General features: G+C 44.9%; 18 protein-coding genes. 1 reads left to right on the top strand and 17 read right to left on the bottom strand.

The annotated features are described in order from the left end of the window. Positions 1-25: 25 nt before the first annotated feature. From obgE to ACJV2T_RS04225, 4 genes are all read right to left on the bottom strand, one after another. A complete protein-coding gene (obgE, locus tag ACJV2T_RS04210) occupies positions 26-1,699 on the bottom strand; it encodes a GTPase ObgE (RefSeq protein WP_419399239.1) in 1,674 nt (557 codons plus the stop codon). Between the two features lie 147 nt (positions 1,700-1,846). After that, positions 1,847-2,098 (bottom strand): 50S ribosomal protein L27, encoded by a 252-nt coding sequence (gene rpmA / locus ACJV2T_RS04215; RefSeq protein ID WP_004106248.1) that lies wholly within the window; start codon positions 2,096-2,098, stop codon positions 1,847-1,849. Positions 2,099-2,131: 33 nt separating this feature from the next. Beyond that, positions 2,132-2,440, bottom strand: coding sequence for a 50S ribosomal protein L21 (rplU, locus tag ACJV2T_RS04220; RefSeq protein ID WP_004111933.1), 309 nt, complete (start codon positions 2,438-2,440; stop codon positions 2,132-2,134). Positions 2,441-2,614: 174 nt separating this feature from the next. Then, complete coding sequence (locus tag ACJV2T_RS04225; protein ID WP_419399240.1) at positions 2,615-6,037, bottom strand: Rne/Rng family ribonuclease; 3,423 nt, start codon at positions 6,035-6,037, stop codon at positions 2,615-2,617. Between the two features lie 424 nt (positions 6,038-6,461). Between ACJV2T_RS04225 and ACJV2T_RS04230 the strand changes: the two genes are divergently transcribed. After that, a complete protein-coding gene (locus tag ACJV2T_RS04230; protein WP_419399241.1) occupies positions 6,462-7,403 on the top strand; it encodes an AEC family transporter in 942 nt (313 codons plus the stop codon). A gap of 441 nt (positions 7,404-7,844) precedes the next feature. Here the strand turns inward: ACJV2T_RS04230 and ACJV2T_RS04235 are convergent, their stop codons facing one another. From ACJV2T_RS04235 to ACJV2T_RS04295, 13 genes are all read right to left on the bottom strand, one after another. Further along, positions 7,845-9,083, bottom strand: a complete 1,239-nt coding sequence (locus ACJV2T_RS04235) for an ATP-binding protein (protein WP_419399242.1) — start codon at positions 9,081-9,083, stop codon at positions 7,845-7,847. 275 nt (positions 9,084-9,358) lie between these two features. Then, positions 9,359-10,582, bottom strand: coding sequence for a hypothetical protein (locus tag ACJV2T_RS04240; RefSeq protein WP_419399243.1), 1,224 nt, complete (start codon positions 10,580-10,582; stop codon positions 9,359-9,361). Positions 10,583-11,098: 516 nt separating this feature from the next. Beyond that, the gene (locus ACJV2T_RS04245; RefSeq protein ID WP_419399244.1) at positions 11,099-12,538 is read right to left on the bottom strand and encodes a Maf family nucleotide pyrophosphatase; all 1,440 of its coding nucleotides are present in this window, start codon (positions 12,536-12,538) and stop codon (positions 11,099-11,101) included. Positions 12,539-12,578: 40 nt separating this feature from the next. Further along, positions 12,579-13,655, bottom strand: coding sequence for a homoserine kinase (thrB, locus tag ACJV2T_RS04250; RefSeq protein WP_419399245.1), 1,077 nt, complete (start codon positions 13,653-13,655; stop codon positions 12,579-12,581). 19 nt (positions 13,656-13,674) lie between these two features. Further along, on the bottom strand, positions 13,675-15,048 hold the full coding sequence (locus ACJV2T_RS04255) for a homoserine dehydrogenase (RefSeq protein WP_419399246.1): 1,374 nt from the start codon (positions 15,046-15,048) through the stop codon (positions 13,675-13,677). A 126-nt stretch (positions 15,049-15,174) separates the two neighbouring features. Further along, the gene (locus ACJV2T_RS04260) at positions 15,175-16,167 is read right to left on the bottom strand and encodes a CPBP family intramembrane glutamic endopeptidase (RefSeq protein ID WP_419399247.1); all 993 of its coding nucleotides are present in this window, start codon (positions 16,165-16,167) and stop codon (positions 15,175-15,177) included. A gap of 155 nt (positions 16,168-16,322) precedes the next feature. Next, entirely contained in the window at positions 16,323-17,465 is a 1,143-nt protein-coding gene (locus ACJV2T_RS04265; RefSeq protein ID WP_419399248.1) for a D-alanine--D-alanine ligase family protein, read from the bottom strand. A gap of 86 nt (positions 17,466-17,551) precedes the next feature. Then, positions 17,552-18,547, bottom strand: coding sequence for an NAD(P)H-dependent glycerol-3-phosphate dehydrogenase (locus ACJV2T_RS04270; RefSeq protein WP_016636822.1), 996 nt, complete (start codon positions 18,545-18,547; stop codon positions 17,552-17,554). 143 nt (positions 18,548-18,690) lie between these two features. Beyond that, positions 18,691-19,575: a lysophospholipid acyltransferase family protein gene (locus ACJV2T_RS04275; protein WP_419399249.1), complete on the bottom strand. Its 885-nt coding sequence runs from the start codon at positions 19,573-19,575 to the stop codon at positions 18,691-18,693. A gap of 20 nt (positions 19,576-19,595) precedes the next feature. Then, entirely contained in the window at positions 19,596-20,459 is an 864-nt protein-coding gene (locus tag ACJV2T_RS04280; RefSeq protein WP_419399250.1) for an anchored repeat-type ABC transporter permease subunit, read from the bottom strand. Next, the gene (locus ACJV2T_RS04285; protein WP_410309329.1) at positions 20,459-21,247 is read right to left on the bottom strand and encodes an anchored repeat-type ABC transporter ATP-binding subunit; all 789 of its coding nucleotides are present in this window, start codon (positions 21,245-21,247) and stop codon (positions 20,459-20,461) included. The genes ACJV2T_RS04280 and ACJV2T_RS04285 overlap by 1 nt, the downstream gene beginning before the upstream one ends. Positions 21,248-21,267: 20 nt before the next feature. Then, entirely contained in the window at positions 21,268-23,028 is a 1,761-nt protein-coding gene (locus ACJV2T_RS04290) for an anchored repeat ABC transporter, substrate-binding protein (protein ID WP_419399251.1), read from the bottom strand. A gap of 44 nt (positions 23,029-23,072) precedes the next feature. Then, positions 23,073-25,313, bottom strand: a complete 2,241-nt coding sequence (locus ACJV2T_RS04295; protein WP_419399252.1) for a choice-of-anchor M domain-containing protein — start codon at positions 25,311-25,313, stop codon at positions 23,073-23,075. Positions 25,314-25,318: the final 5 nt, after the last annotated feature.

Genomic DNA, 25,318 nt, shown 5'->3' on the forward strand with positions numbered 1-25,318 from the left:
TTTGACATTGATTCTTCTAGTTTTCTTACTCTTCGCCACGGCCAAACAAGCTATTTTCGTCATGGCGATCGTCATCCACAGAAGGATCCGCCCAGTGACCCGACTTTCGTTCAGCCATCATCGCGTCTCGAACTGCGCTCTTTGCATCCATCATGCTGTGATAATCTCGTCTACGCTCAGCATTCGTGCGTCTTGCTCCGCGAGGATCGTTCGCTTCGATTCGCAAATCCTTGCCACGCGCACCCAAGTTAGCGCCGTCCAATCCTTCTGCACCAGCAGCAATACTTGGATCCCAGTCGAAGCAAACCATATGGTTCCCAGTGCCAATACGAATTTCGTCTCCTGGACGCGCGCCCTTCTTGCGCAATTCATCCTCAACACCAAGCTTTGCTAAGCGATCCGCCAAATAACCAACGGCTTCGTCGTTGTCGAAATTCGTTTGTACAACCCAGCGCTCAGGTTTCGTGCCAGTAACAGTGAACCAAAAATCACCATTCCTGTCTTCTTCGCGCTTAATTTCAAAGTCTGCACTATTTCCACGTCCATCATCGCGACGGCGACGCAAAGCTGAAGTCTGCTGCTCAAGAGGCTGGATGACAACACGCTCTTCTTCACGCGCTGCTTCCTCGGCAGCGAGCTTCTCGCGCATTTCTTCAACCATTCGTCCAAGCGCAAAACCGAGCTCTTTCAAGCCTTCGTGAGACGCGGTAGAAATCTCGAATACAGTTAATCCCATTTTCTCAAATTCGCCGCGTACAAAATCAGCCAATTCTTTAGCTTCAGGCACATCAACTTTATTTAGCACAATAATGCGCGGACGCTCTGGAATTGGAATCGCACCCAACGGAAGCTCAAGTTTATCAGCGTATTGCGCAAGCTCATGCTCAAGAGCGTGGTAATCGCTAATTGGATCGCGATTTGGCTCCAGCGTTGCGCAATCGATTACGTGCGCAATAATTTCTGTGCGCTCAATATGACGCAAAAACTCAAGACCTAAGCCTTTTCCCTCGGAAGCACCTGGAATTAAGCCTGGAACGTCTGCAATTGTGTAGCGATAGTTGCCAAAGCTTACAACGCCTAGGTTTGGCACCAAAGTAGTAAACGGGTAATCAGCAATTTTCGGCTTAGCTGCGCTAATTGAGGCAACTAAGCTTGATTTTCCTGCAGAAGGGAATCCAACTAAAGCTACGTCTGCGATAGATTTGAGTTCCAAAATTACGTCGCGCTCTTCGCCAGGCTCGCCTAAAAGCGCGAATCCTGGGGCACGACGAGTTTTGTTTGCAAGTGCTGCATTGCCAAGACCGCCAGCACCTCCCTGCGCTACAACGAATTTGTCTCCAACATGTTGCAAATCCGCCAAAACTTCGCCCGGTCGCTTTTGAGAGCCTGCGGCACCGCGTGCTGTAAAAACAACAGTTCCAACAGGCACAGGAAGTACTAAGTCTGCACCTTTTGAACCGTCTTTAGTGTCACCTAAGCCCATCGTACCGTTTTCTGCAGTGCGGTGAGGCATGAAGCGGTAGTCAAGTAAGCTATTTGCGTTGCGATCAGCTACAAAAATAACGGAGCCGCCGTCACCGCCATTACCGCCATTTGGGCCTGCTAATGGCTTGTACTTTTCGCGACGAACTCCGGCAGATCCGTTTCCACCATCTCCGCCTTTTACATGCACTGTTACGCGGTCTACAAAATCACTCATACTGCTACCTTACTCGAAGATAAACACTTAAATTCTCGGGAACATGCGAGAACAAAAAAGCCGCACCGAACTGGGTGCGGCTTAAACGTTTTATCGTCGACTTATTGTCGCCGACTTATTGTTGAAGCGCTTAGGCTTAGCTAAGATTCAGGCGGTAACAACGTCAACAACCTTGCGGTCGCGACGAATACCGAACTTCACATTGCCGTCCACCAAAGCGTACAGCGTGTGATCCTTGCCCAAAGCAACGTTCTGACCTGCGTGGAACTTAGTGCCGCGCTGACGAACGATAATGTTGCCAGCCACTACAGCTTCACCGCCAAACTTCTTAACACCAAGATATTGCGCTTGTGAGTCGCGACCGTTGCGCGAGCTAGACGCACCCTTCTTATGTGCCATCTCACTGTCCTTTCAGGTTTATAACACCGTCAATCAGGCGATGGCCGTGATCTTGACGAGAGTCAACTTCTGACGATGACCCTTGCGACGAGCCACACCAGTCTTGTTCTTATACTTCATAATGCTAATCTTTGGACCCTTGGCTTCGTCGTTCAAGACTTCTGCCTTCACCGTGATCTTAGCAAGATCCTTGGCGCTCAAGGTCACCTTAGCACCGTCAACAACGAGCGCGACCGGGAATTCCACGGTATCGCCCTTCTTTGCATCGAGACGGTTCACGAGAATGGCGTCGCCAACCTCGACCTTCTCTTGATGGCCACCGGCCTTCACAATCGCGTACATAATTCGTTCCTTAGCTCAATTGAAAGCTTACTTTTGCCTTGCGCACAGCAAAACGCGCGCGGCAAGACACCGACTATCAAAAATACACCTACCCATGTACTAACGTCAAGTCGCTAGATTCATGAGTCAATGCAGACAATATTCAATATTGTACTCAAGGCATATACTTAGTCACTATTCAGAGGCGCAATCATCACTTTCTGTAGGTTCTTGCGTAGTCTCCTGCGTAGTATCTTGCGCAGGTTCTTGCGCAGTTTCCTGCGTAGGTTGTTCCGCAGTATACTCAGTAATCTCTTGCGTAGTATCCTCTAAATTATTTTCAACTAATTCTTCAGAAGTTTTATACGCTTCACTAGTTTCAGCAACTTCACTAGTTTCCACAACTTCGCCAGCATCCGCAACTTCACTAGTTTCCACAACTTCGCCAGTTTCAGCAACTTCGCCAGTTTCATCCGCATTAGAAGATACAGAATCTTCTTCAGAATTCAAAAAATTACTATACTGCGTTTCTTCTTCAGATTTATGAGCTGTGTCAGTAATTACAGACGCGGCAGCTATACGCGCTAACTTAGCTCTCACTTCCGCGCTAGAACCCTGCTGCTTAACGGGAGCAGGCTGTTCCGTTGCGCTTCCATGACCATACTTGTTTGTTTTAACAAAAGGATCTCCACCCTTAAGCGCGTAAGGATCAGCATATTCTGAAGAAACAGTAGGCTCATCGTGCAAAATAAATCCACGTCCCTTGCACGTTGGACACTCTTCAGAGAACGCTTCAACTAAGCCTTGACCAACGCGTTTACGTGTCATTTGCACAAGACCAAGAGACGTAACTTCAGCAACTTGATGCTTCGTGCGGTCCCTAGCCAAGCATTCCAAAAGCCTACGCAAAACCAAATCGCGGTTCGCTGGCATAACCATATCGACATAATCGATCATGACCATGCCACCAATATCACGCAAACGAAGCTGGCGCGCAATCTCTTCAGAAGCCTCCAAATTACAACGAGTAACCGTTTCTTCCAAAGACTTACCACGCCCGATGAATCGTCCAGTATTAACATCGATCGTAGTCATTGCTTCCGTACGATCAATCACAATAGAGCCGCCAGCCGGCAAATAAACCTGACGCTCCATGCCCTTACGAAGCTGACTATCAATCTGCCACTTATCGAAAACGTCTTTGCCTTCATGCTCAGCAGGATCCCAATATTCAACCTTGCTGCGCAAATCTGGAGCCATCATCTCAAGATATTCATCAATTCGCTGACGCACTCCCTCACCTTCAACAATAAGCTTTTGGAAGTCATCGTTGAAAATATCGCGTACAACACGAATTGCCACATCAGGCTCACCCTGTAACAGCTTAGGGCGCTTTCCATGCAAGTATTCTTCGCGCTTAGCTTCAATGCGCTCCCACTGCTTAACAAGCGAATCTAAGTCTTTTTCAATCGACTCCTCGCTTGCACCGTCAGCGGCAGTACGAATAATAACGCCCATATCTTTTGGTGCAATCTTCGACACAATAGCGCGCAAACGCGAGCGCTCTCGATCCGAAAGCTTGCGGCTCACACCTGTCATGCCGCCAGATGGCACAAGCACTAAGAAACGCCCTGCAAGAGTTACTTGCGAAGTCAATCGAGCACCCTTATGTCCAATTGGATCCTTAGTAACCTGCACAAGCACAGGATCGCCAGACTTAAACGCAAGCTCAATTCTACGAGGCTGACCTTCAAGACGAGCCATATCCCAGTTAACTTCGCCTGCATAAAGCACGCCATTCCTGGCTTGACCAATATCTACGAATGCCGCTTCCATGCTTGGAAGCACGTTTTGAATGCGCCCAAGATAAATATTTCCAACAGTAGCAACTTCTTGAATATCAGAAACGTAGTGTTCAACAAGAATATTGTCTTCAATAACGGAAATTTGCGTGTGACGATCGCGCTCACGAACAACCATTAATCGTTCAACATTTTCGCGACGAGCAAGGAAATCTTGCTCCATAAGAAGGTTCTGACGGCTACGCTCACGTCTATTATCCCTACGGCGTTGGCGCTTTGCTTCAAGTCGCGTAGAGCCTTCAATATCCGTAATTTCGTCTATATACTGCTGCTTGCGCGAGCGGCGAGAAGTTAAGTCGTCATCGTTCGCATTAGTGTAGTCGGACGACTCTTCCTGAGAAGATGCGGAATTTGCGTCATCGGAGGATTTAGAACGGCGGCGACGACGGCGACGCGTATAAAGAGTTTCTTCCTCATCTTGCTCACGAAGCTCTTCTGGATCTGGAATTAAATCGCGATCTTCTTGAGAGACTTCATCTATTCTTGCGCGTTTTGTGCGAGAATTTGCGTCATCGTCAAGATCGTTAGAAATATCGATGTCGAAATCGCGGCTTTCGTTGCGGCTTTCGTTGCGATCAGCGCGAGAGTTACGGCGGCGACGACGGCGGCGCGTAATCATTATTTCGTCGTCATCATTGTCATTATTTGCATTATAGTCGTCGTTTGCGCTTCTGTTATCGCTTTCGTCACTGCTATCGCGGCTATCTCTTCTATCGCGACCGTCTCTGTTATTGCGATTACCTCTGTTATCTCTGCTATCGCTGCCACTTCTGCTGTCTACTGCATCGCTTTCATTTCGAGCGTCATCATCATCAGAAATGTTATTTGACATATTGCGACGATTAGAACGCCTATTTGAAGTATTTTCTGCAGATAAAATATCGCTAACGTCAAGAGTTTCATCGATGCGCGTATCAATAGGAGCGTAAACAATATTGTCGTATGTAAGATCTTCTTCAATTTGCTCGACTTCAGCTGCAGCACGTCGCTCAACAGCATTCAACCTGCGAGAACGGCGAGAACGCTGGTTTTTGCGAGTTTTTTCATCGCGACCATCTTGCGAATCCTGAAAATCCTTAGCGTACTCAGAATCTTGAGAATACATAGAACGACTTGTTTCACGCGATGTTTCACGGCTATTTCCTCTGCCGCTATCACGCTTCATTTCGCTCGAATTCTCGCGTCTTTCAGAACGCGACTTGCGTTCTCTACTATCGCGACTATCACGACTATCACGACTATCACGAGCATCACGAGCATCACGAGCATCACGGCTATCGCGACTATTGCGTCCAGTGTGCCTTCCGCGAGAAATATCGCGCAAGTCATCGCGCAAGTCATCATTCAAACCGTCGCGCAAATCGTCACGCAAATCGTCGCGCGAATCATTGCGAGAACCGCTGCTTTCTTCACTACGATCGTTCACTACCTTAGGAAGAACTGGCTCCTGGAATAGTAGCGAAGTTATCGGGCGCGATTTAACAACATGCGGCTCAGAATTCTTCGCACTAGAATCCTCAACTTTTAGTTCCATTGCTTCTCCAGCAGCACCTGCACCACGCGTAACTCGTCGACCGCGACGGCGACGCGTAATACCAGAGCTTTGCTGCAAAGTATCACCGGCAGCTATGTTACTTTCCGAAGAATCTGCAGATTGCATTGTTTCGGACATATCCGCAGAAGTAGCAGTTTTAAACACAGTTCTACTATTTTCAGCTTCAGATTCATTGAAGCGTTCTCTTATTATTCTGGGCACTATGCTCCTCACGAGACGCTGCATCGCCTCGCATCCCTGGCTTTAAGTTGAGCACGCACGTGCGCGAGCCACCCCAAAGCTCTCTACAAAGTCTAGCTGCGCGACAGCGGACGCCAGCCTCGGAAAACGCTCACGAGGGGATCGACGCCATCGATTGCCTGGCGGCTTGCAGTGCCACCGCTCTCTAGTATGCCATATTGCCGAGTCAAATATCCAATTTACTGAATATTAAAATTTACAACGTTACTTTTAAGTCAAAAGCAGCAAAACTACACGCGCGCTACTATCTGCACTAATGAAAATCGTTGCGCACGCATAAAAGTTGCGTATCGCTCCTATAGTTGCAGCAGAGGTTTGTGCGAATATATTTGCGCACTACTTACTATTTGGAAATACTATTTTGGATACCCTTTGGAGGCAAGAAATGGGCTTAATCAGCGCAATGCAAGGCTTTTGCGTAATTGGCATTGTTATTGCTGCAGGCTACGTTACTGCTCGCATGCGCGTTGGCGGTTCACAAGCTCAAATGGTGCTAAATCGCGTAAGTTTTTTCGTTTCCAGCCCTTGCTTAATGTTTGCGATCCTTTCTAAAGAACCTATTTTTGAGATTTTTCACTCTTCGATTTTTGTTGCATTCTTTTCTGCGATGATTGTTGGAATTGCGTTCGTACTGCTTAATCGCATTTGTTTCCATCTCCCTGCATCTGATTGCACTATAGGCGCTCTCAATTCTCTTTATTTAAATTCAAACAATATTGGCTTGCCAGTTGCGACTTATATTTTGGGAAATCCTGCGCTTGTTGCTCCGATTTTAGTTATGCAACAAGCTGTGTTTACTCCTGTTGGTTTGACGGTTCTCGACATTACAACTACTGGAAAATGTTCGCTTAAGCGCATAGCTCAGCAGCCTTTAAAACAGCCACTTTTAATTGGTTCGCTTGGTGGAATTATTATTTCAGCAATTTCCGCAAAAGTTGGCTACTTCCCTGTTCCGAATTTTCTTTACGATCCAATTAAGATGATTGGCGATTCTGCAGTTCCAATGATTTTAATGGCTTTTGGAATGTCGCTTTACGGCAGCAAGCCTTTGCAAAAAGATTCTAATCGAGCTGCTATTGCCACGGTTGCTGTGCTAAAAAATCTTATTATGCCTGCAATTGCGTTTTTGCTGGCTTACTTTGTGATGGGTTTTCGCGGTGCGACTTTGTATGCGTGCGTTGTGTTAGCTGCGCTTCCAACCGGTCAAAACGTTTACAATTATGCTGCGCGCTACAACGTCGGCTTAAGTTTTGCGCGCGACGGCATACTGTTTTCTACTGTCACTAGCCCAATTTGCATAGCCGTAATTGCAGCCGTTTTAGGGTGATTTCGTACGCGTTTATGCCGCCTGCGCACGCAATCCCGACAGAAACTTTACAGTCGCGTAAAGGAAAGGTCGTTTCCGCGCCTCAACCCGGCAGAAACTTTACAGCACTGTAAAGAAAAAGCCGGTTACGCGCGAAAAAACGGCAAAAACTTTACAGTAGCGTAAAGAAACGGTCGTTTCCACGCTTCAATCCGGCAAAAACTTTACAATCGCGCTGCTAGCGAATCGATACACGCGTTAAATATTTTTGCAGTCAATAGAAAATGTCGAAAACATCTTGCGATTTGGTATTTTCGACAGTTTTGGCTTACGCTTTGTTTATTTCACCAAACGATTTGGCATTTTCGACATTTTAGTAAGCTGCAAAAAATCGTGGCGAACGCACTACATAGCAGTACTCAAACAGGTCGTAGCGGTAATTCATTAAGACTTTAAAAAACTTTAAGACTTTTCAATCAGCCAATCAACTACATACTTCACGCGAATCCCATCTATTAAATCAACACCAGCATATCTGCCAGTAATAAGGAATTTCGCGTAATTATCGCGTATTTTAAGCAAATTATCAGTTTCATGCGTATTCTCCGGCAACTGCTGAGTAACCTGATAATATTCAACTACATCACCTTTGCGCGCAATAAAATCTACTTCACTACCCTCAACCCTAGCAACATCGACATCATATCCTCTTCTTAGCAACTCCAAAAATACAATATTTTCTAAGCGATTACCCATATTCCCAGGCCTATGACTAACAGCCTGATTCCTCAAACCACTGTCAACAATAAAATACTTTGCATTCTGCCTTAAGTATGCTTTACCTCGAATATCGTACGGGCGAACTTCAAAAAACAGATAAGCATTTTGCAAAAGCTCTAAATACCTAGAAATAGTATGATTTGAAACTTCTATACGCTCGTTTTTTAAAAGACTCGTAACTTTGGAAGCATTAACTAGCTGACCAACATTATCAGCCAAAAATGCGACTATTCTTTTAAGCGTAAAACTGTCTTTTATTTGCGCGCGAGCAGCAATATCGTTAAGAATAATAGAATCATATATGCCGGAAAGAATAGTGTATCTAAGCGGCTCATCTGCAAGAACAACACTAGGAAATCCGCCATATTGTTCATATTCTTTATACGCCAGATCTACTTCCCTAGAATTAACGTCGATTTGCTTCGCTCCCAAAAATTCCTTGAAAGAGAACGGGTACACTGGTATTTCAACGTACCTTCCACTTAAGTTAGTGGCAAGCTCGCCAGAAAGAAGTTTCGCGTTAGATCCTGTTATAACAATATCGCAATTAAAACTAACTCTAAGTGCGTTAATGGCTTTTTGCCAACCATCTACAAACTGTATTTCGTCTATTAAAATGTATGTTTTTGGTTGATCTACATTTGTTTGTTGACTTTTGCCACTGTTCGAATTTTCGCCACTGTGCATTTTTGAACAGATAACATCCATAAGATTGGAATCTGTAAGCACATCGCGATATTCAAAACTTTCAAGATTTATGTACATTATGTGCGAGTCTGGCACTCCAAGCTCGCGAAGAGAATCCATGTATTGTTTAAGGATTACCGATTTTCCGCAGCGGCGTACACCTGTTATCACTTTTACAAAATCAGTGTCTCTAAAAGCAAGAAGCTTATTAAGATACTCAGTCCTAGGATACATACGTTTGCCTTTCGCAAGTTGGAAGCCTACTTCCAAGTTTAGTGCAAAATGACAAAAGTTGGAAGTCTACTTCCAGATTGCAAATCTCTTCGCGCAACTATCTTTGCGCAATTACCTTCGTGCAGCTACTTTTGCTCAACCACCTTCGCGCACGATTTAAAAAGCTAACTAACTAGCGCTTGCCTGAAAATGTTTACTTAAAGCATGTGGTATGTGCCCATTTCTGGACACATACCACTGATGTAGCTTTATAAATGCTTGCTATAAGCAAACTTTTATAAATACATCATCTCACGCTCTGGATTAAGGAACTTCGTGAACTTTACAGCCTTTAACAGCAAAGCTACAAGACATGGCAAAATAACCAATAGAAGAATCGAAACAACAAAAAATTCTGCTGCATCTAACAATAATTCAAAGGTTGATGATCCAAGAGTAAACCAACCAATAATATAAATATCACAAAGAGTATTGGCAATGCAGGAAATTATAACTGATATTAAATTAACAAGCATATATTTTAAATTGTTTTCAGGCTTATATTTGACTATAACCCATTGCAATATTTCTACGGAAACAAAGAAAATAACAACAGGTAACCATACTAAGCTCTGAATTATAGAATTATATGAATTTCCAGATATAGGATAAAGTTTGAAGTAACAATACATCATCGAAGCAGTCATAATAATAAAAACAAATACACCACTTGCTGCAGTAAAGAATCTTTTACGTAATACTTGAGCAAAGCTAAGTATTATTGCAAGCGGAAACATCCATCCTGCATAAGCTAGAATTCCAAACAAAACCTGGTGTTCATCATTATATTTAAAAACTTCTTTAATATTTATCCATAAATTAACACATAAATCAATGCCATATATAATAAAAAGAGATTCAAGAATCGCTACTACAGCAACAACTATGATTGCAGAAATAATTTCTTTAGCATTCCACCTAAAAGAAAACTTACGAGCCTGCTCTTCAATATAAGCAGGATTAAACATGCCATTAGCATAACCAGTTTGATAACCAAAAGCTTGAGCAGCACCAGCTTGATAAGCACCATATTGATTAGTAAAAGACCCACCTACATATTGACCACTGTATTGACCACCATATTGCAATTGACTGTATTGAGACTGGAAGTACTGAGACTGTTGACCAACAGGGAACTGATTGTACTGCTGAGTATACTGCTGATTTGATTGCTGAGCGTACTGCTGATCTGGCTGCTGACTTGACTGAACATACTGCTGGCTCATTGAAGACTGCTCGTATTGCTGATAATACAACTGGGCAGACTGAGGCTGCTGCTGCATCGGTTGATTATGATTCTGCGCCGACTGACCATACTGCTGAGAATATGATTGGCCATACGACTGACCATAAGGCTGACCATACGACTGACCATTTTGAGAATAACCAGCACTATCAGAAGCACCATTCATCTGATTTTTGCCACGATAATCATCAACACCATTATTGACATCACTCATAGCAAACCTCCAAATCTAACACTCACTGTTAAAAAAATTTCTCCCAAATAAAACAGTCAGACGATAAAACAATCCAACAAAACTGTCAGCTTATTATACCTCCATCAACAAATTAACCCCACAAACAGTAACATTAAAAAAAAAACTCAACACTTCCCTATTAAAAAGTCCGCAAACACAGGCACATTACCCAGTGATTGTGGACTTAATCGATGCTATAAAACAAACTCACACTATTCAATCACAATGCTTGCTGAGCAAGAAGCAGTTTTCGCGCCTTAATCCGACAGAAACTTTACAGCGTTGTAAAGGAAAAGTCGTTTCCCACCTCAATCCGGCAGAAACTGCGCAGCGACGTAAAGTTTCAGTCGGGAAACCGGCAAAAAACGGCAAAAACTTTACAGCTGTGTAAAATTTATGCCGCCTACACGTGCAATCCCGGCAGAAACTTTACAGTAGCGTAAAGAAACGGTCGGCTACGCGCGAAAAAACGGCAGAAACTTTACAGTCACGCTGCTAGCGAATCGAGGAGAGCGAATCAAGGCGAGCGCGGAATGACGGCCAATCCGTGCGCATTGCCGTAAGCAGCTTCAGCTTAGGCACGTCGTCAATCGGCACCCACTTAATTTCCATACTCTCGTCATCGTGCGCACAAGGATCCACACTATGCCCTGGCTTTTCAAACGCAAAAACCGTTGTATAACGCCAGTTTCCGTGATCTTCGCGGTAAGCTCCAACAACCTCAATATCTCCCGAAGTAATATTTGCTTCCTCGAAAGACTCACGCAATGCGCCCTCAATCGCGCTTTCGCCATCGGAAATTGCGCCGCCCGGAATTCCCCAAGTGCCACCTTCAGCGCTCCAAAGCGCGCGATGTTGCATCACAACGTGCGTCACGCGACCAGTTTCAGCATCTCGCCTAGCAAGCAGCACTCCGGCAGCGCCGTTATGACCCCAATGCCTTCGACCACAATCGCAATGCACCCATCCATCTCCCGGCTGATGCACATTTTCTTTAGGCACCTCCGTGGAAGTCGGATCGTTCTTTTCGCCAACTTCTTCCAAGCTTTCCTTATTCCACAAATCCGGCAATGCGTACCCAAGCTCGGTGACCATACTGCGAAGAAGCGGCAAGCTGATTCCAAGAACACCGTGCGGATCTCCATTAATACTTTCAATAAAAGCTCCGCCAAAACCTTCTAGCGTAAAGGATCCTGCAACTTCCAGCGGCTCTCCAGTTGCTACATACGCGCGAATTTCCGCGTCACTCATTTGCGCAAAAGTTACGCTTGCGTGGCTTGTTTTGCACACGATTTTGCCGGTTTTTGCGTCGATTAAACAGTGACCAGTCCACAATTGTCCTGTTTTTCCGCTCATTTGCTTGATTCGCTCAAATGCCACTTCGGGGGTATGCGGCTTCCCGTAGCACTCGCCATCGAGCAGGAACATGGAATCGCAGCCAACAATCAGCACACCGCTACAATCATGAGAAGATTTATTTGTATACGCAAAATCGTGAATATCGAAAGTTTTTGTAGGAACAGTAACGCCTGAAAAATCGCGAGTTTGCGCCGTATCTACGTTATGCGTTACATCTGATTGCGAATCGCTTGCTAAAGCGTTACCAGCAGATTCAGCAGATTCCGCAGATTCAGCAGATTCTGCAGGTTCAGCTTCCAGCGGATACCCCACAACTAAATCGCCACTAGCACTCGCCGCTGCATCCGCCACAAGTTTCCACGCATTGTACACAGCTTGAGCTTTTGCGCGAGCCAAAATCGACACGCGCTCACATGCACTCAACTGCTCAACGCTTGTACCTCGCTCACTAGCAGCATCACGCAAAGCAACCGGCTCATCCACTTCGCTTACGTGAATTACCGGAATCACTCCAGCTGCCGCCAAAACCGCTCTACGCGCCGGAGACTGCGAGGCCAAAATCAACGAAACTGTCATACCTTACTCTTCCTTTTACGCCTTTACAACTTCGCACAAATCATTCGCGACTTATTGCAACGCCAGTAGAATCAACAGGCACGTGCAAAACGCGCCAGCCAGTACGCGAAAGCCACGGCTCGGCAATTGCGTCGATTTTTTGAGCCGCACTCTTTTTATACTCAGCATCTCCTGCATAAAATACAGCAACGCACGATCCTGCTCCAGAAATCGCTGCCGCAAAACCATTCTCGCGCAACGTTTCCACCAGCTTCCACGAATCCTTCATAAGATTTGCGCGATACGGTTGATGAAGAGCATCTTGAGTTGCTGCAAAAAGTAACGCATTTCGCGAAATATCAGATTTTACTGTGCCTAATTCATTTTCCGAATCACTATTTAACTCACCAAAAGCAACCGGAAGCATTGCAGCTCGCGACACGTTAAATATTGCATCACCATACGGCACTTTTGCTGGAAGCGCGCGCCTAGCAAGCTCTGTAGAAAGCTCGAAATCAGGAACGAATACAGACACGGAAATATCTTGTGAAACTTTGTATCGTACAGTATGAAAACCAGTAGAAAGAGGAGCTTCGCAATCTCCAGCCACGCGCACAGAGCCTTTTCCTTCTCCAGCATCAAGCTTCCAGCTCATCGTCAAACCGCCAAAAACTGCAGGAGCAACATTGTCTGGATGACCTTCAATTGCAGCCGCGATTTCGAAAATTGCTTCGCGATTAAGCTCACCTTCGTGCGCAAAAGCCCAAGCAGCAGCAACAGCAGCCACAATCGCTTCTGCAGAAGAGCCCATACCGCGCGCTTGCGGAATCCGATTATGCACTTCTAACGTAAATCGTAAGTTTGGCAGACCAAATATTTTGCAAGCTTTGCGAAAAGTCGCTACAACTAGATGCGTTTCATCTTTTGGAAGCGTATCCTCGCCTTCGCCGTGAATAATTACACGCACGTTTCCAGCATAATCGAGCGAATCAAGCGAATTTTTAGAATGATTATCATCCAGAGTAAAAACTAAAGAATCCGCATAATCAAGCGCAATACCTGCTGTATCAAACCCAGAACCGAGATTTGCACTAGTTGCTGGCACACGCACGGAAACACTGTTACATACTGGATTCATACGATCACCTTCTCGCTTTTCACTTTATAACGCGCAAAACTAGCGGCTTTCCGCACACAACGTCCAACTTCTGCAAATCTTCGCAAATAGCTTGAACTGCAGCTTCCGAACATTCGCTCACAAGCACGCGCACACTGCCAGGTCCACCAAGACCGCACTGTGGGCAATCCGAATCACCTTCAGCCTGAGCATACTTAGCCTGGCACGCCGAAGCCAAGCGCTCAGCTGCAACACCATGATCTGCAAAAACATCCATAACTTCGCTGCACAAAGCCAAAGAAGTATCTTCCATATTGCAACGAATCACAAAATCCGCTCTAGTCTGCTCGCTAGAAGCCGGCACATACTTGTTGTACATTGGCACGCCAAAACCTGCGCATCCGCGCACAATATTTCGAGCAGCACTAACAACATCTCCAACAACAGCGCTTGCAGTTGGAGCGCCACCAGCACCGCGTCCGTAGAACATTAAGTCATCGGCAGCCTGCGCCTTCACAAACACAGCATTGAAACTGCCATGCACAGAAGCCAAAGGATGCTCCGCGCTGACAAGAGCTGGATAAACGCTAACGCTTACGCCGCCATCCGAGTTGGACTCGCCGTCATCATGCCTTTCAACTGCCGCAAGCAGCTTAATTACACGATCTTCCGCACCTGCAGCCGCAATATCTTCAGAGTCAATCGCGCTAATTCCCTCAACAGAAACGTCGTCAATACTTACTGGCATTTGGAATGCGAGAGTTGCCAAAATAGCAGCTTTATTCGCTGCGTCGAAACCTTCAACATCTCCGGTCGGATCCGCTTCAGCGTAGCCCTTCTCTTGAGCTGCGCGCAAAGCCGAGTCAAAATCAAGTCCGCACACAGTCATTTCGTCAAGAATATAATTAGTAGTTCCGTTTACGATTCCGAAAATTTGCGTAATTTCATCGCCAATAAGTGACTCTCGTAGCGGACGAACAATAGGAATCGCTCCTGCTACAGCAGCCTCAAAGTACAAGTCAACTCCGTGACTTTCTGCACACTCGTATAATTCCGGACCAAACTTTGCAAGCAGCGCTTTATTAGCTGTCACAACAGATTTTCCGTGACTCAGCGCGCTTTTTACAAAAGTATGCGCAGGCTCAAGTCCGCCAATAAGCTCGATCACAATATCAACGTCCTCGCGAGTGCACAACGATGCCGTGTCTGTAGTTAGCAAATCACGCTTAATCCAAGGCGCGTCAACTTCTTCCGGACGCAAGCACGCAACTCCTGCAAGCTCAATATTCGCGCCAATTCTAGCTGCAAGCTCATCACCTTGCTCAACTATAAGTCGCGCTGTTTGCGAACCGACCGTGCCTGCACCAAGCAATCCAACGCGAATAGTTTTATTAGCTAATTTTTTGCTTAACATATAACTCGCCTCCTTAAGCCATGAATTTTGAATTTTCTTTTTTACTAAAAATAACAGTTACTAAAAATAATAGTTGCCAAAAATAAAAATAGCAGTTACAAAAATAACAGTTACTAAAAATAGCAGCTACGAAAAAAGCATCATCACATTAAGAATCACAGAAATAATCAAAAATGTAATTACACCTACAGTTCCATAAAGCGATTTCAAATTATCTTTCTTAGGCAATTCCAAAGGCGCATCATAGAAAACTAAATATCGGCGATTGCGAACAAGTAATACTATTCCAACTATAAGCACTGCAAACACAAATATGCTATATAATCCAGCTAGCACGAATCCAGAAGGCAAATTCATTAACTCTTCATTTGATAGTTTGTCAACTTCTATAAGATTTCCTTTTGCATCCGTCATCTGTTTTAGTAACCATAAAGCGACAACGCTTCCTTGGAAGTTCACAATCATGTGAAGAAATATGCTGTAACGCAATTTAGAAGTGCGCACGTACATGTAGCCGAGAATAAGCCCAAGCCCGAAAGCGTAGAAAAATTGGAATATATTCATGTGGTATAACGCAAAAGCTAAAGCAGAGAACACAATTGCTTTCTTTTCGCCATACGCACGCAATCTAGAAAGTATTTGCTTTCTAAAAAACCATTCTTCCACAATAGGAGCAAGAATTACTACGAATACAAGCGCTTCCCACATATTTCCAGACACAATAGTTTCCGAAATGCGATTTTTTGCTTTACCGTCTGTAATAATTGAGGCTAATGTTTTACCAATTAAGCTTCCGCAGCACGCAACTGGCACACTAACTGCGTAGAATCCCAAAAATTGCCGCAAAGACATAGGAAATTCACGCGACGCAAGAATTGGTACTGATCGCATAATCAGTATTGCAATAGGAATCGCTATTAAATATTGCGCAATATCAGATACTAATATTGTTCCAATAGATTTTTCTAAAAATTCTTTAGGCAAAAAATATGGAAAGCATGCACTTAATACAGATACAGAAGCAATCCACACAACCATGAACACGCATAATGACATTCCAATAGTTCCCTGTCGCTTTTGCGCCAACAAATATTGGTCGTCATATTGTATATCTTGCATACTCATCCTTTTATTATTTTTTACGCTTTATTTGGATTTTTCGCTTTTTTATTTGACGTGTGCTAAGTTTGCGCTGCTTGCGGCATTTGCGCTACTTGCAGCACTTGCGATACTTGCATTACTCGCATTACTTGCGCTGCTCGCGCTATTCACGCTTACTTAAGCACACCTTCAATAAGCTTTGTAATTAAATCGCTATAGCTTATTCCAGTTGCTTCCCAAGCTTTTGGATACATGGAAATTGGCGTAAATCCAGGCATTGTGTTGATTTCGTTGATCATCACATGACCTTCAGGAGTCACAAACGAATCAACACGGCTTAATCCTCTACCGTCTGCTGCTTTGAATGCTGCGAGCGCCGTTTTACGCACGAGCTCCAAAGTTTCCGCAGGAAGATTTGCTGGAACTTCAACGTGCGAAGCTGCGGAATCCATGTATTTGCTGTCAAAATCGTAGAACTGGTCTTCACCAGCCTCGCGCTTGTCTAGCACAATTTCGCCTGGCAAACTTGCTTTCGGCTCCTCGCCATCGCGAGCTGCAAGAACCGCGCACTCAATTTCGCGCGCGTCAATTCCTTGCTCTACCAACACTCGCCAATCGTGCTTTGAAGCTTCATAAACGGCATCTGCTAAAGCTTTAGCATCGCGCGATTCAACTTTTGTAACTCCAAAGCTAGATCCTGCACGGCTTGGTTTTACAAAAAGCGGATACTCGAGTTTCGCAGCTTCAACCTGCTCAAGAATTTCATTTGTGTACGCAGCAAAGTGATTCGACGAGTCGCTTGCAAACTTGCGCGCATCCAACGCGATTCCCGGAGCCACGTCAATTCCGGCAGCCTTAAACAGCTGCTTTGCGTAGTATTTATCCATGCACGCAGCCGAAGCCAATACTCCGCAACCAACGTACGGCACTTGCATCATTTCTAGCAAGCCTTGCAAAGTGCCATCTTCACCGTTCGGACCGTGAAGAACTGGGAAAACAGCGTCAATATGACCTAAACTTTCAAGCGTACCGTCTGCCTCTCGCACCAAAAATCCGTCTGCACCCTTTGCAGGGTCAAGCACAACATCGCGCGTTCCAGCGGTTTTTGTGATTACTGGCAACTCGCCTTCTTCCATGTGGAAGTTACGAGGATCTTCGCCGCCAACAATCCATTCGCCTTTTTTAGTAATCGCAATGCGAATAATATCAAAACGACTTTCGTCTACAGCACTGAGCACTCCAGCAGCAGATATGCAAGAAATCGAATGCTCGTCTGCTTTACCGCCATACAAGAACACTACACGCTTTTTCGTCATTTTTTTCCTTTATATATTTTTGAATTATTCTAATTATTTTGGATTAGTTTTTATTATTTACGCGCGCTACTCTTCGCAAACGCTACTTACTCTTCGCAAACGTCTTCATCGAAAAGCATTGCGAGCATTTCTTGGCAGGAGATTCCTTCTTCAAGCACGCGAGCCATTGCACTTGCGAGCGGAGTTGCAACGCCCAAACGCTTGCCCATTGCAACTACTGCGCTTGTGGTTGGCACACCTTCTGCAACGCCATTGCTTACAGCAGTTGCTTCTTCAACGCTCATGCCTTTTCCAAGATTTGCACCGAAAGTGTAGTTACGGCTTAGAGGGGATCCGCAAGTTGCCACTAAATCACCAAAGCCTGCAAGACCTGCGAAAGTGCGAGAATCTGCTCCTTCTGCAACGCCCAGTGCTGTCAATTCTGCAAGACCACGCGTTTCGATCATAGCTGCAGTATTTTCGCCGTATCCTGCGCCTCGAGCCATACCAACTGCGAGCGCAACAACGTTTTTAAGCGAGCCGCACATTTCTACGCCGATTACATCTGTTGATACAAACGCTTTAAAGTAGCTGTTTGAGCATGCTTTTGCAACTACTTCTGCTTGAGATTTTTCTGCGCAAGCAACTACTGCTGCAGCCGGGTGGCGAGAAGCAACTTCCTTGCTTAAGTTTGGTCCGGAAAGTGCAGCAAAACGGTTACGCGGTAAGTTCAAAGCTTCGCAAACAACTTCATCCATACGCTTTCCTGTTGTGCGCTCGATGCCTTTCATAAGCGAAACAACAATCGCATTTTGCGGAATCAGCCCCACAAATTCTGCTAACGCAACGCGAGCAAACTGTGCTGCAATCGCCACGACTACAATATCCGCGTTCGCAACAGCTTCTGCGCGATCCCCAGTTGCAGTCATGTTTTCTGGAAGTTTTTCCACGCTTGGCAAGCGCACGCCGTTATGGTGATGATCGCGAATTCCTTCAACAATTTCCGGCTCTATTGCCCACATTGTCACTTGATTTCCTGCATCCGCAAGCACTTGTCCAAACGCAGTTCCCCAAGCACCAGCACCCAACACCGTAACGTTCATGTTCTACGTCCTGCCTTTCGGTTGTGAGTTTTATAAGCTACTGTATAGCTATTTTTATTTGTAATCACACTATTACATAATTCTACACATGCCGCTTTACGGGATTTTAAAAAGATACTTTATTTTATTCTTCCGTATATTTTTTATTCTTCCGTAACGCGTTTCATCTGCCTGTAATCGAAGTATCCTTCAGGCGCTTTTTCGCCGCGAATTTCTTCCATAATTTGCGTCATACGAACACGCACGCGACGAGCCAACTCTTCAGCAGATTCCATTGGAGGCATCTCCCCCCAGTTTTCGCTTCCCTGCAGCAAGTCGGAATAATCAAGCTGAGTATCGTAGCACATTACAACATTTTTCTTCGGCCACGGCCACCAGTGATTAATGCTTGCAGCACCCCATGTGACAGCGCAAAATAGCGGTATTTGATGTCCGAGCCTGCGCGATGCTTCGAGAGCGATTATTCCAACTCCGGGCTTCATGCTCATAGGCCATTTTTTAGGATCGCGCGTTAATGTGCCTTCTGGCCAAATGCTTAAAGGTCTTCCGTTTGTGAGGATTTTGATTGATTCTTCCTCAATTTCGCGCGCTTTTCCGCTTCTGCGCGGCACAGACTGCATGCCTACTAGCTGGAACCATTTGCCTAAGATTGGCCAGTGCGCAAGTTCCGCTTTTGCCATGTAGCGCGGCCTGCGTCCTTGGTGGAATAGTGCGGTCATAGGTATGAAAACGTCAAACATCGTCACGTGTGTGCAAGCGGTAATAAACACGCCTTCTTCTGGCACGTTTTCTAATCCCCACGCCTTTACTTTGCAACGCGAACGCAATACGCGCGACGTTCCTTCGAGCAACCTTTCGGCGGCTTTAGGATTTTGCGCGTCAATTTCTGCCTGGTTTGGCTTACGTTTTCCTGCCGGATAGTAATACGTTGGATCAACTAAATTGTGTTTACTTGCTAAAAGCTTTACTTGCTCATCACTGAGTGGTTTTACTGCACTTCTTGGCGAAGGTTTTCCTTTTGATACCATGCTTTCTATTGTGCCGCACGCTATAAACCTACGCTACGACCTACTTTTGCAATCAACCCATGTTTAGGAGAGCACGCCCAAGCGAGCACGAATAGAGCGGTTGCTACGAGCACAATTGTTCCGCCTGTTGCTGTATCAAAACTCCACGAAATATACATTCCAACAATCGACGAAACGCAGCCAATAACAGGAGCTAAAATCATCATTCTCGACAGCCTATCCGTAAGCAGTCGCGCAGTTGCAGCAGGAGTCACAAGCAGAGCAAGCACAAGCACGTTTCCAATAATTTGCACGGAAACAACTACAGCAATCGCCACCAAAACGTATAACATTCCATCTAGCCAGGCAACTGGCAATCCCATTGCGCGCGAAGTTTCGCGATCCATCGATACGCAAACAAACTCTTTGTGGAACATGCATAATATAGCCAAAATAATCAAACCAGTAACAGCGACAACAGCAATATCTGAATCAGGAATACCTGTAATCGAGCCAAACAAGAAGGATTCCAAAGAGCCTGCGTAGCCGGATGCTTTAGAAATAATCACAATTCCAAGAGCGAAAGCAGATACGAAAAATACGCCAATAAATGAGTCTTCGCGAAGCCTGCGATTTTGGCTAAAAATAGATACGATTAGCGCGGTTGCAATTCCTGCGAGCGCTCCTCCAAATAGCAGATTTCCTTGCAATACGAAGGCTATCGCAAGTCCTGGGAATACTGAGTGAGCTACAGCATCTCCAATAAACGCCATTCCTCTAAGTACTACGTAGCATCCAACTACACCGCAAATTACGCTAGAAAGACACGCTACAATAAGCGCTTTTAGCAAAAACCAAAGGTCAGGATTTGTTAAATCTTGTATAAATTCTATTGGAGATAACATTACTCTTTTACCACACTTTCCTTACCAATTACGCGCTCAACTGCTTTAATAAGCGGATTTTGCGGAGCTACGTGGAAGGTTCGTACCCACTGTTCTGTTTGCAAATGTTGCGGATCATCGTCGCCCACAATAGTGCCATCAAATAGCATTATTCTCGAGCATGAGTTAATTGAGCCAATAATATCGTGCGAGCTCATGAGAATTGCTTCACCAGAAGCAGACAATTTTAAGAACAAATCGGTAAGCAGCTCCTGAGTAGGCATATCGAGTCCAGTAAACGGTTCGTCTAACAGAAGCAAACGCGGCTCTCCAGCCAATGCTCTAGCAACAAGTACGCGCTGACGTTGACCTCCAGAAAGTTCTCCAATCGTTCGATCTTGAAAATCAGCCATTCCTGTGCGTTCAAGCGAGTTTAATGCAATCTCGTAATCTTCTTTTTTAGCGCGACGAACGTAACCAATATGACGAATCCTACCCATCATCACTACATCTAAAACAGAAAGTGGGAAATCCCACGCAATATCGTGACGTTGAGGCACATATCCAACGTAAGATACGCGAGAATTAAGTTTCGCACCTTCCATATGAGGAGCACGCACTTCGAGTTTTCCAGTATGTGGAATCAAACCCATAATTGCACGAAATAGCGTCGTTTTACCGGCACCGTTTGCGCCAAGCAATCCCACGAATTCGCCACTATTAATGGTAAAAGAAACGTCTTTTACAACAGCGCGATTCCCGTACGAAATATTCAAATTTTGTGCGCAAATTACTGCATTTTCTTCCATATTTACTACCTTTAACACTTTCACTTCAAACATTTAGCTAAAGAATCCGCGTTAGCTCGCATCATATCCGCGTAAGTTCGCACATTCGCGTCGAAAGCGTCACCATAAATTGGGCAAACTTTCACATGCGCTTCAGCTGCAAGCTCTTTAAGTACAGACGAGCGAGAAATCAAATTCGGCTCTAAAAACACTGCAGGAATTTCCAAGTCGCGCAAAATTTGCGAAAGCCTACGCCTATCTTGCACGCTTGGCTCGCTTGAAGGGTTAATTGTTACAAATCCTGCGATATTTACACCGTAAGCTTTACCTAAGTATGCAAAAGCGTCATGCGTTGTAACCAAGTTGCGACGTTCTTTTGGAATTGACGCAACTTTTTTACGCATATAAGCATCTACGTCGAGAAGTTTGTTAATATACCGATCCGCATTTGCGCGATATTTGCGAGCGTTTTTAGGATCTACTTCGCACAAGCGGTCCGCAATTGTGCGCACATAAGCAATTCCGTTTTTCACTGACTGCCATAAATGCGGATCAATATCTCCGTGAACATGTTTTCCAAGAACAGCTTGTGGAAGTTGATAAATTTTCTGCCTTGCAAATCCAAGGAATCTATAGCCTTGTTCAGCTGGAATTTCTTTTAAAGCATTAGTCGGCACTTCTACTACTACGTCTCGCGGCTCATAGTATACGCGCTTTGGCGCAACCGACCGCTTTTCTTGCAAAGTATCAACTCTGTACAAAAATCCGCGTTTAGCTAAATCGTAAGCCAAATCTGCATGACCTTGATTCAAAACTACGCTAGCTCCACGCTTTTTCGCTAATTTCTGCGCGTTAATGCCGACAGCAAAACGCATAGTTGCGTTTCCTAAACTTGCAACTCTTTCGTTTTGAGCATTGAGCATATCTGCGTGGAAATCGAGAGTGTATTCTCCTGGCTTACTAAAAGCCCAACTTAAATGCGTGTGCGCGTCAGCAGGCAAATCCACATGATCTTCATCGTTAATTCCGTTTGCTGAATTAACGTAAGTTTCTACGCTTCCAAAAGTGCCAGTAAGGTAAGCGAAAAGCGAACCAGGACCGGTTACTTTAGTTGCAGTTAAGCGGATCCTGTCCGAACGCTTCATGTTGTATGCTTTTGGCTTTATTACAGTAGCGCGTCCTTCTTTCGTTACAGTTGAAGGAGCGTTTGATTGCGAAGACTGAGAAACTTGAGAAGACTGCAACTTATCAGATTTCTTTTGAGATTTCTCTTCAGATTTTTGCTGCTCTTTAGCGTCTTTAGCTTCTTCAACCGGCTGCGAAGTTTGGCGTTCTGTAGCAAGACCAAGCCAAATAGTGTCTAATGACACATCTTCGACCATTGGAATAATATCCGCCGCATGTTTCACGCTTTCTTCAGCAAGTTGCACATTCGGCACGCCTTTTCGCAAATTCGCATCTAAAGCAGTAATAACACCATGCTCCTCAAGCATCATGTAATTACTAAAAGCCACATCCGCATACACAACGTCTCGAATTGAACGCAATCGCGGCTCGTAAGAGTGCGGATCTGCATTATCAGGCACGATTGAGCTCACATTTGCAGCATCACCTGCTACATTCGCCACCATATCGCGCAAAACGCCTGTAGTTGTAACTACATTAATGCGACCATCGCGATGTCCTGCACGATTCCCGTTAGCACTACCACAAGCAGAAAGCGGCAAAATAAGCGCAACGGATGCAATTGCAGCAAGCGAAGAGAACAAAGTTTGCTTTACTTTTTTGGGCTTACGAATCACCCTTACACACTCCTACTACTAATAGTGCAACCTAATAGTGCAACTTAATAGCGCAACAACCAGTTGAAGCTAACAAGCCCACGCTTGTGTAGATACCAAATTCCTGCACCCAAAACGCCAAGCACAGCAATAATTCCACCAGCAAGAAGCGAATAAGCAAGTAAAGGATTTCGCTTAAATAATCCTGTTACACCTTTTGCTTCAGACTTCACAACATCGTCATTATCGTTCAACTTCTGTCGGTACAAACTTTTAGCAAGCCTCTTGTTACTAATTTTTGAAACAAGACCTTTATGCTTTTTAGCTTTTCTTGGCAATTGTTTTCCAGAGTGTGAATTATTTGATCCAAAACCACGACCACCAACAAAAGAATTTCCTCCACCAACGGCACCGTTTCCATGACCGCCATTATTTCCGCCAGAACGAAGCAAATTAGTAGGTTTTACTGGATTCTGAGGTGTAGGAGTCCCACCATTTTTGCCTTGTGGATTCTCTTTTTCATCCTTTCCACCGCCGTCAGCATACCCCATTGGCGTTTCTTGTGGATCTACACCAACAGCAACGTGAATATTGCGAGTTACTGTAGAATTTCCGTCGGAAGCTTGGAATTGCAATGTGTAATATCCCGGTTTGTCGAAATCCCAATTCGCATGAGCATGCGTATTTGCAGGTATCGTATAATCTGTTGCTCCTTGAGTGGAGAAAATCTCTTTATCTCCACCGCCCAAGCCTCCGAACATCCAAACGCGCACGTTTCCAGGACCTTCAACTCCTGTTAGGCTCAATTGAGTTGGCTTATGCGGATTCATAGACTGATTATTCCAACCCATCCATGGCACACCATCAATTTGTGTTTGCGGTATGCGATACACGCCGTTAGTTTTACCAGCATCACCAACTGCGAATACAACTGTGTCTGTGTCTCTAAAGACGTGGCTTCCTGTCACATCTTCTTGCACAGCCATATCAACATTATTTGAATCGCCAGTATATACAGCAATATCAACGTGACCGTGGTCTATAACAAGTTTGTCACCCTTGATGTCTTTGAACTTTGTTGCAGCAGATTGTTGCTTTTGAGGATCTTGCTTTCCGTCTTTAGAGTTATGTCCCCCATTAAAAGGACCACCGTTATTGCTTCCAAAGAGTCCGCTATTCCCTCCAAAAAGCCCGCTATTGCCCCCAAAGAGTCCGCTATTTCCTCCAAAAAGCCCTTGTTGCTGCATTTTTGCTCCAGGCCATGGAGTCACATACACAGTATTGTTGTTGCCGTTAATGAAGAAAGATCCATTACTTTGTTGCAAATTAATGCTGTGATCCTCACTTTGAGAATCTTCATCGTCATTATCATCTGAATCTTCTTCGTCTTCGCCATCTTCGTCACCGTCAAAAGATGCGCCATCATAATCAGCAAAATCGCCAGCTGTTACATCATGATTAGTTACATGGAATGTATAAGTCTGCTCGGAACTTTGCTCATCGTCACCGACGGCAGCAGTAGCCTTCATTTTTAACTTGTACACACCAGGACGGTTAAAAGACCAATACATGTGCGAATGCTTGCCACCATTCTCAGTAATTTCAACATCTTTCGGCCAGTTTTCAGCAGAACCGAGCATTTTATCATAATCGTCACCGCTGCGAGTGTACATAAAAACTTCGCCGTCGTGAGGTGCTTCGATACCAGTTAGCGACAATTTAACTGTTGGATTAACTTTTGCAGCACCAGCTCCCTCATATAACGGTCTAGTATCTAAACCAGGCCACAAAGCGCCAGTCTTATCAGCTCCCGACTGATCAAAGAACCAAACTACACCTTCGCGAGTTGTTGCGTAGATTTCTTTTATTGCCGGATTGCTCTCATCTTTTGAAAGTTGCATGATGTTTTTGGAGCCGACTTCAAAAATAAGTCGATTCGTATCGTAACGAGCGCCATTATGATCTTTACTTTCAAACGAATCACCCAAGGTACCTAATACCATGCGCTTATTTGTAGTATCAAAGAAAGTTGCAAAAACGTCAGTATGACCTTCATACGCGTGGCACATTGTAGCTTTACTATCAGCCGCAGGTTGCGAAGCAGTTTTATCTAAGCGAGCAGCGGCACACGCTTCAAAATTGGCTTTCTTTATTTTGGCAAAATCTTTAGAAGATTTCTTTCCGCTTGCAACAGTTGCGTCACTACCATTGTCAGCAAAAGCTGCAGGCGTTCCCATCATCATGCCGCACAAGCACACGCCCACCAACAAAGCGCGAGATAATTTCTTTATACTATTACGAACCATTTTCG

Origin of the sequence: Gardnerella phocaeensis, from assembly GCF_048545075.1 — a bacterium.
GTDB classification, from domain to species: Bacteria; Actinomycetota; Actinomycetes; order Actinomycetales; family Bifidobacteriaceae; genus Bifidobacterium; species Bifidobacterium vaginale_J.

Bases quoted from the DNA above. Each gene is read 5' to 3' on its own strand.
- ACJV2T_RS04255 (WP_419399246.1), bottom strand. From the start codon at position 15,048: ATGTTAAGCAAAAAATTAGCTAATAAAACTATTCGCGTTGGATTGCTT.
- ACJV2T_RS04270 (WP_016636822.1), bottom strand. From the start codon at position 18,547: ATGAACGTTACGGTGTTGGGTGCTGGTGCTTGGGGAACTGCGTTTGGA.
- obgE (WP_419399239.1), bottom strand. From the start codon at position 1,699: ATGAGTGATTTTGTAGACCGCGTAACAGTGCATGTAAAAGGCGGAGAT.
- ACJV2T_RS04260 (WP_419399247.1), bottom strand. From the start codon at position 16,167: ATGCAAGATATACAATATGACGACCAATATTTGTTGGCGCAAAAGCGA.
- ACJV2T_RS04230 (WP_419399241.1), top strand. From the start codon at position 6,462: ATGGGCTTAATCAGCGCAATGCAAGGCTTTTGCGTAATTGGCATTGTT.
- rplU (WP_004111933.1), bottom strand. From the start codon at position 2,440: ATGTACGCGATTGTGAAGGCCGGTGGCCATCAAGAGAAGGTCGAGGTT.
- ACJV2T_RS04275 (WP_419399249.1), bottom strand. From the start codon at position 19,575: ATGGTATCAAAAGGAAAACCTTCGCCAAGAAGTGCAGTAAAACCACTC.
- thrB (WP_419399245.1), bottom strand. From the start codon at position 13,655: ATGAATCCAGTATGTAACAGTGTTTCCGTGCGTGTGCCAGCAACTAGT.
- ACJV2T_RS04265 (WP_419399248.1), bottom strand. From the start codon at position 17,465: ATGACGAAAAAGCGTGTAGTGTTCTTGTATGGCGGTAAAGCAGACGAG.
- ACJV2T_RS04240 (WP_419399243.1), bottom strand. From the start codon at position 10,582: ATGAGTGATGTCAATAATGGTGTTGATGATTATCGTGGCAAAAATCAG.
- ACJV2T_RS04295 (WP_419399252.1), bottom strand. From the start codon at position 25,313: ATGGTTCGTAATAGTATAAAGAAATTATCTCGCGCTTTGTTGGTGGGC.
- ACJV2T_RS04245 (WP_419399244.1), bottom strand. From the start codon at position 12,538: ATGACAGTTTCGTTGATTTTGGCCTCGCAGTCTCCGGCGCGTAGAGCG.
- ACJV2T_RS04285 (WP_410309329.1), bottom strand. From the start codon at position 21,247: ATGGAAGAAAATGCAGTAATTTGCGCACAAAATTTGAATATTTCGTAC.
- ACJV2T_RS04280 (WP_419399250.1), bottom strand. From the start codon at position 20,459: ATGTTATCTCCAATAGAATTTATACAAGATTTAACAAATCCTGACCTT.
- rpmA (WP_004106248.1), bottom strand. From the start codon at position 2,098: ATGGCACATAAGAAGGGTGCGTCTAGCTCGCGCAACGGTCGCGACTCA.
- ACJV2T_RS04235 (WP_419399242.1), bottom strand. From the start codon at position 9,083: ATGTATCCTAGGACTGAGTATCTTAATAAGCTTCTTGCTTTTAGAGAC.